Origin of the sequence: Streptomyces sp. NPDC050263 (assembly GCF_040655955.1) — a bacterium.
Lineage (GTDB): Bacteria > Actinomycetota > Actinomycetes > Streptomycetales > Streptomycetaceae > Streptomyces.
Genome location: NZ_JBFAKW010000120.1, coordinates 16,757 through 29,377, shown reverse-complemented (window position 1 = coordinate 29,377; position 12,621 = coordinate 16,757). Strand labels below are relative to the sequence as shown.

The window sequence follows — 12,621 nt, the reverse complement described above, 5'->3', positions numbered from 1 at the left end:
CGGGGCTGTGCAGTCTGCCTTGGTCGTGGTGCCCGTCAGGGCGTGCGGCTGGTTGGTGAGAGTGGCGGGGTAGCAGTACGTCGTCTTCGTGTCACCGGTGCCCTTGTGGACCGTCTCGCCGGTCCGCTGGCCTGCGGAATTGTAGGAGTAGCTCGTCCAGTAGGGGGCCGGGCCCGACAGGCTTGAGGCGCTCCGGGGGTCGGAGCATTTCTGTGAGGCGGGAGTCCAGGCCTCGATCATGCGCCGGTGGCCGTCGTAGGCGAAGCACTGGGTTTCAGCGGAGCCGGTGCCGCCCAGAGTGGTCGGGTCGCTGATCGCCGTGACGTTGCCGGCCTGGTCGTACGTGTAGTTGAGGTCCTGCAGCATGTAGCCGTGGGTCTGGTCCGTGACGTTGCTGCGGGTGACGCGGCCGGTTCCCTTCTCGAAGGTGTTGGCGACGTAGACGCTCTTGGCGCCGGTGCCGCCCGTGCCCAGCGTCAGCAGTTGGGGCTGTGCGAGCGCCGAGTAGTCCACGTCCAGCAGGTAGCCGGTCGCACCGCCGATCGAGGTCACATGGCCCAACGCGTCGTAGTCGTAGTCGATGCTCTCGGACGGCAGCCCGCCGAGGGCCGGCTCCTTCGTCTGCTTCAGGGTGGCGTCGACGTTGTAGTACGTCTCGTAGGCCAGCGTGGACGGTGCGCCCGCCTTCACGAGCGGGTCGCTCGCCGGCAGTTGCAGCTGGGCGCCAGTGGCGCGGTTCAGGCTGTCGTAGGCCGTGACGGCCTGCGTGTACGCAGCGCCCGTCTTGCCTCCGACGTAGCGCGTGGAGGAGGTGGGCAGGCCCTTGAGGAGGGTGTCGTAGACGTAGCCGGTGAGCTGGTTGGCATCCGTCTTGGAGTCCTTCCAGGTACCCGTGGCGCGGCCCAGCTCGTCATAGCCGGTCAGGATCGAAGTGCCACGCGAGTCCGTGGACTTGACCGCGCGATCGAGGACGTCGTACTCGACCGCTGTCGTTCCCTTGTCCGGGTCGGCAGCGCTGACCTGGCGGCCGAACAGGTCGTAGGTGTACGACCACTTGGCGTTGTCCGGGCCGGTGATCGACTCCTGCCGGCCGTCCAGGACGTAGGTGAACTTCGTCGAGGAGAAGGGGGTGCCGGGGGCGGTGCCGAAGGCTGCGTCGGTCGGGCTCGTGCTCTCGTACTCGCGGGTCTCCGTCGTCTGGCCGCGTACGTCGGTGATCGTGCGCTGGGCCGAGCCGCCTTCGACTGCTGACGTCGCGACGGAGTCACCGGTGTAGCTGGTCGTGGTGGACCACTTCTTGACGCCGAAGACGTACAGACTGGTGCTCGCGGGTCGCCCGGCTCCGTCGAACACCGTCCCGGTCTGGGTGGGGGCCTCGCCGTATTCGGCCCGCGTGTATTCGGTGTTGGGCGTGCTGGTGTCGTCGAAAATGTCGGCGTACGTCTCGTAGGCCAGGCCACGCGTGTCGTACCGCGTGTCCGTCAGCAGCCGACCACCCTCTGGTGTCGGTGCCTGGCTCTGCAGAGGGCGCAGGAGCGAGTCGAAGAGCGCGTAGCTGGTCGTGTAGGTCTCGCCGTCGTTCTTCAGCTTCGAGGACGAGACCCAGGACGGCTCGGTGTTGTCCAGGTGGTACGCGAACTTCTGGTTGGGGGCCTGGCTGCTGCTCGCGGTGTTCGGCAGCCACACCTGGGTCAGTCGGCCGAGGGCGTCGTACGTCATCTCGGTCTTCTTGGTGTTGACGTCGTAGACACGCAGTGGCTGACCGCGGCGCGGGTCGAGGAAACTGACCGTCTTGTACGTCTTGGGGTCGGTGGTGATGGTCTTGGTCAGTGGCCCGGCTTCGACGGGGGTGTAGGCGAGCGAGGTGGGCGGGTTCGTGGACGCGTCACTGACACTCAGGGGGCGACCCAGGGTGTCGTAGGTAGTGGCGGAGATCCTCTGCCAGCCGGCCGGCGGCCGGTCGCCGTTTCCGTCCGCGGTGGCGGTGTAGCCGGTGGCGCGGCCGGTCCAGGTCGCCAGGCCCTTGGTGGGCTTCTGGGTCGCCGACCACGTCGTGGCGTTCGCGGTGTCGTAGACGGTGCTGACGTCGGCGAGCACGTCGCCTCGCGCCGGCTTGGCCGGGTCCATGGTCGCGGGCAGAGTGAGCGACGTGTCCGCCGTCGCACAGCTACGCGCGACCGATCGGGTCCGGGAAGTCAGCGAAATGATGCCGACGTCGGTGTTGCGGGCGTACCACGTACGCGTGCAGGTCTCGTCCGCGGCTTTGCCTACCTGTCCGGCATCGTCGACCGTGACGGGCATCCCGTAGTCGTCGAAGGATGTGCTCGTCTGGCGCTCGCGCCAGCTCTGGGACGCCGTCAAGTAGGTGTAGCTGTGCACCTTCTGCGTGCGGACGTAACGGGCGACATGGTCACCGGCTCCGGGCGGGGTCTGCCGGGCGGTCTCCTTCGACCAGGGATCGTTCACCGTCGCCGAGATCGCGGTGGAGCCGTCGTAGGTGACCTGTTCGCGCAGCTGGCCCGCGTACTCGCCCTTGTCGGTGATCGACGCCGCACCGAGTGCCGGTGTCGTCATGGGGGCGACAGAGACGGACTTGGTGGTGCCGTCGCTCTTCTCGTCCCCGTGCATGCCTTGGAGGTAGAGCGAGACCGTCCTGGACCGGGTCACGTCCGTCGCGCCTGTCCAGGCGGTGACCTGGGCGTATCCGCGCCATTCGGACCAGGTGCGCTCCTCCTTCTTCGTGAACGGGTCGTCGCTGTAGTGCCAGGCAGCGCCGCTGTATGTGTAGGCGTGTTCGACCGCCTCGTTGGCAGCGGTCGGGTCCGACACGGACACGGCCAGCACGCGGTACTTGTGGAACCAGTCGATCGATGCGTTTTCGGCACCGTTGATGTGCCAGAACTGCGGATAGCAGGAGCGCGTGTTGGTGTCAGGGGCCGCGCCCAGGACCTGGCCGCGCACACACTCTTCTCCCGACAGCGTCACGGTGGTGATCGCGCCGGTCTCGGAGGTGATGGTGGAGATACGCGGGCGGGTCAGGGGCAGGATGTTGTCCGTTGCGTCGACCCGGTTGGGTCGCATGTGGTAGGTGAACGACACCGGGTTCAGAGCGATGGCTGTGTCGCCGGCTTTCGCGGTCCGCTTGAGTGACTCCAGAGTCAGTACCTGGTCGGAGCTGCCCCCGATGTCCCCGCCGTCCAGGTACTTCTCGGTCAGGTCCCAGGAGTCCACGGCGTCGTAGGCGGCGCTGGTGGCGTTGTAGGAGAACGTGTCGATCCCGGTCAGACGCTTGCGGGAGAAGAAGGACGGGCCGGCGGCGTTGCACTCGTCGTCGCCGCTGGAGCAGATCGCGTCGAAGGGCACGTCCGGCCAGTTGTCGGACGTGTCGTCGGTCAGGCTGGAGCAGTCCGAGGCCGTGCAGCGCTCGGCGTAGCCGAAGGTGACCTTCGCGTCCGCCTTGTCGGTGAACAGCGCTCCCTTGCGCAGTCCGTACTCGATCCGGCTCAGGTAACCCCCGCGCGTGTAGGAGGCGTTGGCGGTCTCGGACTTGTTCTTCTTGTAGTAGTTCGATTCCTTCGTGTACCAGTACGTGGCGGCGTTGCCGCGGGTGTCCTCGACGTAGTCCAGGTTCCAGCGCCAGGCCTGGGTGAGAGCCCGATCGGCGAAGGCATCACCCGCCGAGTAGCCCGGCTCAAGTGAGTCGTCACCGAACACCGGCACGGTCGAGACCGAGTTGGTGCGCTCGGTGCCCGCGCCGTCCAGCTTGTTCAGGCCGAACACGTACTTGGTGCCGTCGCCTGTGACGACGGTCCAGTGCTCGCCGTCGTCGTCGCCGTTGTCCGCGCCCTTGGACCGTGTCACCTTCGACGCGTCGTCGTTCTCAAGCCGCCACTGGTCGTCGTCGACCTTGACCAGCCGCGAGGACTTGCCGTTCAGCACCACGCGCGCGTTGTCGTACTTCCAGCACTGGTCGAAGACGTCTTCATGACCGTCGTCGTCGCACGAGCCGTAGGTGCGCTCGATGTAGGACTCGGTGAGGGCGAAGCCCTCGCCGACCGACGTGCCCTGGTTGTTGGACCTGGCGGTGCGGCCGTCCACGCTGCCCGAGTCGTACGAGAGCGACAGCGGAGGCTGTGGGCCCGCCGCGGCCGGCGGCAGGGTGAAGTCGTACGACCATGTGAAGGAGCCCGAGCTGCCGCCCGCCTCCCAGGACGAGGACTCCGCCAATGGAGTGGCCGAGTAGCTTCCGGTGCCCTTGGGCGACTCTCCGGAACCGGCCGCGGCAGCCGTGACGGCCAGCACGGTCGCGGCGGGGGCAGCGCTGCCCGCGGCCTTCATGAACTGGGTGGCCGGGCCGTCCGCGGGCTCGGCGATGCCCACCTTCGCCGACACCGACTGGCGGGCCAGGTCGTTGTCCGACACCAGCGGACGCTGTGTGCGGCACTCCTTCTTCTCCGGTGTCGTCAACGCACACGCGGGCAGTTGCACCAGACGCAGGCGCTGGGACCAGCCGCCGCCGATGGCAGAGGCGAAGCCGCTGTAGTCGACGCTTATCTCGGCGTCGCCCGCCGTGTCCGCATCAGCGGTCAGGAGCACACCGGTGATGCCTGCCGCGCGGGTGGCCTTCTGATCCAGCACGGTGACCCGAGCCTTGCCGCCGGCCACGGCCTTGCGACCGGACGGCGGTGCGATAGCGACGGGGACGCCACCCGGCTCAGCGGCTGTCGTCTTGCCGACCGCGAGACCGAGCGTCGCCTCGCCCTTTCCCGGCCAGGTCGCCTTCTGCTCCTTGAGGGCCTGGTCGGCCTGGGCCTTGTTGGCCTTTTTCTCCCGGGCGACCTGCTCGCGCGCCTTCTTCGCTCCGAGGCCGTCGACCTCCTTGACCTTGCTCACCCGGGACTCGGGCACGTCGGGGCGTCCCAGGCCGGAGGATTCGGCGGCCTGGGCCAGTTGCGCCACGCCGAGGGGGACGACCAGTGCCAGGGCAAGCGACTGCACCAGCAGTCGGCCGGCTCCGCGCCGTCTTGCATCCCTGCGCAATCTTGAGGTGCTCCTGCCAATGATCATGTGCTACGCCCCACCCGGTCCCGTTGAGAGAAGATTCAGCAAGTCGTCCGCAGGCTGCTGCGGCTACCGCACTCTGTGCGCGGGTGAGGGCAACGCCCCCGGAACGCCCCCGGAGCTGTCCTCACCCGTCGGCCGTCAGTCGCCCACGGTCTCTTCGACCTGATCGGAACCGGTCATCGCACCGGACCACAGCCGCACCTCGGCGATACGTCCCGGCAGGTAGTGCTGCCACGCGCTGCCGGTGAAGCCCTTGCCGACGGCGAAGTCACCGGAGCCGATCTTGGCGGTGAAAGCCTGTGGGTCTCGATTCTGGACGCCTGCCAGATAGAGGCTGATCGTGCCCGTCGCGTCCGCCTGGGCGTCGAAGACACCCGTGAGCCGGACCATGCCGTCCAACACGGCGCTCTGTTCAGAGGACACCGCGGTGAACGTGCCGTTGGCGTCGAGCCGGCCGAACTGCCAGTACCCCACCGGGACGGTCTTCTCCTCCGAGGTCTCCTCGTCCAGCACTGTCTCCTTGCTCGACAGGTGATACCAGAGGCCCCACGCCGAACCGTCCGCCGTCCGCTGTCCGACCACCTGGCCCGTGTAGCCGACGTCCTTGCCCAGGAGGGCGGCGCCGTCCAGGGAGGCGAGGGCGGTGACGGTGAAGGAGCCGGTGTCGTCGACGACGGGTCCGGCCGTGGCAGCCGCGTCGTCCGCTCCGTCCAGCACGATCGACTGACCGTCCAGCGATGCCCCGCCGACAAGGGCCAGCGCACGGCCGTAGCCCGAGGTGGTGTCCGTGATCGTGGTGTCGGCGCCGCGGTCGGCAGACCAGTCGGCGACCAGTTCCACGCCGGCGTACTCCTGCGAAGTCAGCGTCCGCGCCTCCTCCTTGATCGCCTCCGCCGACAAGGCTCGCTGCCACGTCGTGGGCTCGTCCACACTGCCCTTGAAGTAGTCGGTGTAGGCGTCGGCCCAGATCCCGCGGCCGATCTGTAGAGGCCCTGATCCCTTCCATGCGGTTCCGGAGTCGACCGAGCTCTGCAGTGCCCCGTTGACATAGAGGCTGACCTTCTTCGCCCCGGCGTCGTGCACTCCGACCACGTGGGTCCACACACCGCGCGGCGTCGCTTGCGAAGCACTGGCCTTGCGAAGGGTTCCGTCGGTGCCCATCACGCTCATGCTCCAGGTGTTGGCTCCGCCACCCGCATACGACAGCCCGAAGGGGATGTACTTCATCGAGAAGGGGCTCGGGCTGTCAGGTGCCTGGCTGAGCACCGTCAACGTGCGCGAGGCGCTGGGATCGACGCGCACCCAGGCGGAGACGGTGTAGGAGGCGGAGGTGTCCAGCACCGTGCTGGCCGTCGCCGCATACCCCGTAGTGCCGTCGAGAGCCAGGCCCTTGTCTGTCACAGGCGTCTCCAACGCCACACCTGACGCATCCCGCGTGATCAGCCCGCGACGTCCTCGGTCGTCGCGCACCGCACCACCGGCCAGGGCCGCGTTGTCCGAGCCGTCCCACGTCGCAGAGTCCACCGCGGCTCCGTCTGTCTCCGCGAAGTTCCACTGCCCGACCGGCTTCTCACCGTCGGCGACCAGGAATTCGACAACCGACTGCGCGCCGTAGCGGCCTACGTTGTCCTTGGCCCGTACGAACAGGCTGTATTTGCCTTCCTTCGGCGGCGTGATACCTACCGTCACCGTCGAACCGGTCTGGTCGGCCGACCACGCAGCTGTCGAAGAGAGCCGGTACTGGTAGGAGACGTTGTTCGCGTCACCCGTCGCCGGTTTGAAGGTGAACGTGCCCTTCACCGCCGGTCCGCCGTGGGCCGTGGGCCGTGCAATCGTTGGCCGTGCATACCGTGTACGGCGAACCGACGGTGATCTGCGGCTCCTTGGGTGCCGTCGGGTCCACCTTGAAGTAGCAAGGCGTGGTGTAGCCGGTGTTCTGCCGGTTGCTGCCGTCCTCGTAGTAGGACAGGGTCAACGCCTTCAGCCGGTACAGCACGCCCTCCTGGAGAGTGGGCAGGCTGCGCGTCTGCTTGACAAGGTTCCCGACGTAGCCGGAGGTCGGGCCGTCGACGTCCGTGTGGGCGGTCGACCAGATCGTGCCGGTGAGCTTGTCCGTCCGCCAGCGGATGCGGAGACTGGCGCCCACCGAGCCGCCGACCGCGGTGCGCGGCTTGCCCTGCACCAGCGGCGTCGGATCGGACACCACGGCCGGATCCGTCAAGCTTGAGGAACACGCGTAGCCGGTTCCCGTGACAAGACCGACCTCGGTCGGAAGGGCGGGCACCGCCACGAACTTCACCGCGAGCACGGCGTCGTTCTTGAACCGCTTCCACGCCGAGGTGTCCGACTCGTCGTGCGCCTTGATCTCCAGCGTCAGCTGGGAGAACTGGCCGGCTGCGAAGTTGGACACAGTCGAAGTGAGGTTTTCGTTCGTCTCGGCCGGGTTGTCGTTGAACTCGATCGGCGCGTCCGGGGAGTCCGGGGCGCAGAGCGAGCCACGACCGGCGGATACGTTCTGGTCGACCATCAGGTCCAGCTCCGCCGGCCGCGAGGACCACGTGGTGGCGGAGGAGATGTTGTTCGTGCGGACGAGGTCCACCCAGCGTGGGTCGCACTGGAACGCCCACGGCTCGGTCACCCGGAACGTGGCATCAAGGACCTTCTTGCCCTTCAGGCTCGCCGGGGAGAACTCGAAGTACAGCTTCTGCACGTACCCCGGGCCGCAGTAATAGCCGTTCCAGGTGCCGCACTTGCCCGCGCCCTTGCCCTGATCGTCGTCGCCGTTGCTCCAGCCGTAGGACTCGTAGCCGTCGCTGCGCAGCAAGGTGCGCTCTGACTCGCCCCAGGTCACGGTCGGATCGATGAAGAGCGGAAAGGCATCGGCGTCGGTCTTGCCGAGCATCGCCGTGTCAGGCACGACGGACAGCGAGTCCTTGGTGACGTCGACGTCCATCTTGGCGACCTTGTCACCCTGACCGGGCTCCAGACCTGAGCCGGACGGCGCCGACTCGGCGGGATCGGACGGTTCCGGTATGTCCGCGCCAAGCGCCTGCGCCCGCATGAGTTGCGTCTGCGTGCCGGAGGCTTCGGGAGCCGCAGACACGCCCGGAGCGCCGGACGACTCTCCTCCCGAGTCCCACATCCGCGCCGGCGGCGCCTTGAACACCGTACGACCACTGCCGTCGACGGCCGTGAGATTGCCCGCCGCGCCTTCGTGGACGTCCAGCCCCTGTGCCTTGAGTCCGAAGGTGAGCTTCTTCAACTCCTCGTTCGCCGCGGCCTCAGGAGTCTTGACCACGAACACAGGCTGAAAGCTCTCCGGAGTCGCGGTCACCTGTAGGTCGACACCCGACAGAACGTCGGCATACACGGCGCTGGGGCCGTCCAACTGCGGGGCCGGAAGCTTGCCCGGCCACCGGAGCTCCAGGGAGTTGCCCGCTTGCGCGATCCGAGCCAGGGGCTGCTCGTCGCCGCCTGCCGAGAAGGCGATCGACACGGCGGCGGCCTTGGGCCCCACCGAACCGTCGGAGCGTTTCTCCAAGGTCGCGTCGGGTACCTGCCAGCCGCCGTCCGACTTGGCAACGCGCACGGGGACGGCCGACTGCTCCAACGTGAAGGTGAAACCGTCAGGGTTGGCGTACACCGTCGTGCGGTTCGTGCGCTCCGCGGTCACCTCTACGCGCTTACCGGTCTCCTCGGCTGCGGCCAGTGCCTGCTGTCCCTCGGTCAGGGGTGCGGAGTCCGTCTCCGTGGGAGAAGCCGCGGCTTGCTGCGCGGGCAACGCCAACAGGCCCAGCAGCACGGCCAACGCGGCTGTCGTGGCTCCGGTTCCCTTGCCTCTGACGCGTCTACGACGCCCTGCCTTGCCTGACCCACCCCGTGCGAAATGCACAGAACTCCGCCCCCAGAGTCACACGATCTTCAAAAAAGTAAGCGCAGTCAAACCGTTCTCTCACCCTGCGTCAAGGATTTTTAAAGGCGCGAACAGTGCATTTGATGTCTCACATGCGACAAACATTTTCGGCGATAAATGGCTTGGATTCGGCGTCTGTCGCCGTTGCGATCTGTTGACGGTGACAGCTGGGAGAGCAGGGCGACGCGCGCGGACTCTCGCGTGCCACGTACGCTCTCTCCTTTGGTTCACCCGCCCGAATCAGGGCCCCTCACGACCAAGGACCCTCATTGACCTCCATACCGACCCCCGGCCGCGACCGGTTGCCCTCGCTCACCGGGCTGCGGTTCTGGGCGGCTCTGCTGGTCGTTCTGTATCACCTGTCCCGGCAGGTCGGGACTGTTCCCTACGTCAGCGACGGGGTCTGGTACGGGCGTAGCGGCGTCACGTTCTTCTTCGTGTTGTCGGGGGTCGTGCTCGCCTGGACCTATGACGGCGCCGGCGTCCCCGTCGGGGTGTTCCTGTGGCGGCGGTTCGCCCGTATCTGGCCGCTGCTCGCGGTCAGCGTCGCGGTGTCCGTCGCCCTGTGGGCGCTCATGGACCGCGCCGTCTCGCTGAAGGCCGTGGTCGCGACCCTGCTGCTCGTGCACGCCTGGTTCCCGCAGCCGGTCATCTTCATCGGAGGGAATCCCACCGCCTGGTCGCTCAGTGACGAGGCCTGGTTCTATCTGACCTTCCCGGTGCTGCTGGCGGTGCTCGCCAGACGGAGCGCCAAGGTCTGGGCGTGGACCGCGGTCGCCGTCAGCGGCGCGGCGCTCGTGCTGTGGCTCGCGCTGTCCGGGGTGTCGCCCGCCACCCGGCTCTGGGCGCTCGACTATCTGCCGCTCACCCGGTTTCTCCAGTTCGCGCTGGGGGTGGTGGCCGGGCTGGCGCTCAAGCGCGGCTGGCGGCCGCCCGTGCCGCTGCCGGTCGCCGTCGGGCTCGTCGTCGGCTGGCATCTCGCCCTGATCCCGTGGTCGAACGCGGTGCCGGACGGCCTCTGGTACAGCCCCTACACCGCCTCGCAGTTGCTCTCCGCGCCCTTCTTCGCCGCACTGATCTGCGCCGCGGCCCGCGCCGACCTCGACGGCAGGCGTACCGGTCTCGGCGGGGCGTGGATGATCAAGCTGGGGCACTGGTCGTTCGCCTGGTATCTCCTGCACGAGATCGTGATCCGGACGGCCGTGTTCAAGTGGGGCAAGCCCGCGCCGGGCGGCGAGACGGTCGTGTTCTGGGCCGGGGTGCTGGCCGTCAGTCTCGCCCTCGCCGCCCTGGCCTACCAGTGCGTGGAGCATCCCGCCGAGCGCCGGCTGCGGGGCCGTTTCGGACGTTCCTCCGCAGCCCCTGCGCCGCCGCACCCCAGCCCCGACCCCAGCCCCGTACATACCCGTACCCGTACCCGTCCGCCGGCCTGACACCGACGGCGCGGCGGGGACGGCCGGTCAGCTCGGTGCCGGGTTCTTCTCCGGTACCGCCGGCCGCACGGCCCGTTCCGCCGCCGCCGTCACCACCCGTGCCCTCGGCCCCATGAACAGGTACGACAGGCCGAAGCCGCCCGCCACCACCGCCGCGCCGCCCACCGCGTCCAGGATCCAGTGGTTGCCGGTGGCGACGATGGCCGAGACCGTGAAGAGGGGGTGGAGGAGGCCCAGCGGCTTCATCCACTTCGGGGCGACGATCGCGATGACCAGCCCGCACCATAACGACCAGCCGAAGTGCAGGGACGGCATCGCCGCGTACTGGTTGGTGAGGGCCGTCAGCGTGCCGTAGTCCGGCTTGGTGAAGTCCTGGACGCCGTGGACCGTGTCGATGATGCCGAGGGAAGGCATCAGCCGTGGCGGGGCCAGCGGGTAGAGCCAGAAGCCGACCAGGGCGAGGAGGGTCGCGAAGCCGAGGGAGGCGCGGGCCCAGCGGTAGTCGACCGGGCGGCGCCAGTACAGGAGGCCCAGGACCGTCAGCGGGACCACGAAGTGGAAGGACTTGTAGTAGAAGTCGAAGAAATCACGGAGCCAGACGACGCCGACCACCCAGTGGTTGACCGCGTGCTCGATGTCGATGTGGAGGAAGCGTTCGATGTCGAGGATCTGCCGGCCGTGGGCCTCCGCGCGGACCCGTCCCGCCGAGTTCGAGCCGCCGGTCGCCGCCAGCCTGACCTGCTGGTACGCCGCGTACGTGACCCGGATCAGCAGGAGCTCCAGGAGGAGGTTCGGGCGGGTCAGGACTCGCTTGAGGAACGGGAGCAGAGGTACGCGCTTCCAGCGCGTGGGGACCGGCTGCGCGACTTGCGTCGGTATCGGCGTCCGGTAATAGGGGGACGTCCGCGGCAGGAACGGGAGGAACGTGGCCGCGGCGATCGCGGCCAGCAGCACCGCGTTGTCGCGCAGGGGGTACAGGACCGCCATGTTCGGCAGCATCATCTTCACCGGGAGGGTCATCACCAGGATCACCGCCACCGGCCACACGTAGCGGTCGGAGGCGCGCTTGCCGACCCGCCCGACCACCGCCAGCAGGACCCACAGCAGCTGGTGCTGCCAGGTCGTCGGCGAGACGACGATCGCCGCGCAGCCGGTCAGGGCGACCGCCAGCAGCAACTGGCCGTCGCGGGCGCAGCGGACCGCCCGGCGGATCCCGAGGACAGCGACGGCCGCGCCCAGCGACAGGAACAGGCCGATCTCGGTCGGGCCGGAGAGACCGAGGCGCAGCAGGGCGCCGTGCAGGGACTGGTTGGCCGGCCCGTCCGCCTCGCCGCCGAGCCCGGCGCCCGCCATGTGATGCACCCAATAGGTGTACGAGTCGTGCGGCATCGCCGCCCACGCGAGCAGGGTGAGCCCGGCGAACGTGCCGCCGGTGGCGACGGCGACCCGGCGGCGGCCGGTGAACCAGAGCAGCGCGGCGAAGAGCAGGACCGTGGGCTGGAGGGCGGCCGCCACGCCGATCAGGGCGCCGGCCGCCCGCCAGTCCCGTACGACGAAACAGCCGAGCAGGACGAGGAGGACGGGGATGATGCTGGTCTGGCCGAGCCAGAGCGTGTTGCGCACCGGGAGCGACAGCATCAGCAGGCTGGTCGCGACGGGCGCGGCGAGCAGCGCGGTCCGTCTGCTGATCGGCTGTGGGAGGGCGCGGGCCACGACCAGGCCGAGGGCGGCGACCAGCAGCAGGGTGCCGAAGGTCCAGCCCCAGCCGAGCGCCTGTTCGGCCGCCCGGGTCAGCGGCTTGAGGACGAGCCCCCCGAACGGGGTCCCCGTGAACTGGGTGGAGTCGTAGAGCGAACCGTTGACGTGCAGCACGCCGTCCGGTCCGACCCAGGTCTCCAGGTCCGTCAGCCGCTCACCGCGCGGGGTGCCGAGGACGACGGCCACCTGCCGTACGGCGAGGACCGCCGCCATGAGCCAGAGGCCGAGGCGGGCCAGGCGCAGCCGCGCCCGAGCCGTGTCGACCACCGTGTCGACCGCCGTCGACCCGAAGGCCTCCGCCGGACGCCCGCTGTGCTCCGCCTTCGCCACGCCTCGTAGGCCTCCCGCCCCGTTCGTGCCACGCGTCCCATGCGCAAATTTCCTACGCGCACTTTACGAGGCTCGCGCCTCCCCGGAGACAGACGCAGGCCACCCCCGCTTCACCTGAGGTAG

General features: G+C 68.6%; 3 protein-coding genes and 1 pseudogene. 1 reads left to right on the top strand and 3 read right to left on the bottom strand.

From position 1 onward, the window contains the following. On the bottom strand, positions 1-4,998 hold a 4,998-nt coding region (locus tag AB0J04_RS36395; RefSeq protein ID WP_363172885.1), incomplete at its 3' end, for an RHS repeat-associated core domain-containing protein. Between the two features lie 204 nt (positions 4,999-5,202). Next, positions 5,203-8,854: pseudogene (locus AB0J04_RS36390) on the bottom strand (LamG domain-containing protein). Between the two features lie 392 nt (positions 8,855-9,246). Between AB0J04_RS36390 and AB0J04_RS36385 the strand changes: the two are divergent. Beyond that, on the top strand, positions 9,247-10,410 hold the full coding sequence (locus AB0J04_RS36385; RefSeq protein ID WP_363172884.1) for an acyltransferase: 1,164 nt from the start codon (positions 9,247-9,249) through the stop codon (positions 10,408-10,410). Between the two features lie 27 nt (positions 10,411-10,437). Here AB0J04_RS36385 and AB0J04_RS36380 read toward each other — a convergent pair whose 3' ends face one another. Continuing rightward, positions 10,438-12,498 carry a bifunctional glycosyltransferase 87/phosphatase PAP2 family protein gene (locus AB0J04_RS36380; protein WP_363172883.1) on the bottom strand — a complete coding sequence of 687 codons (2,061 nt, stop codon included), beginning with the start codon at positions 12,496-12,498 and terminating at the stop codon, positions 10,438-10,440. Positions 12,499-12,621: the final 123 nt, after the last annotated feature.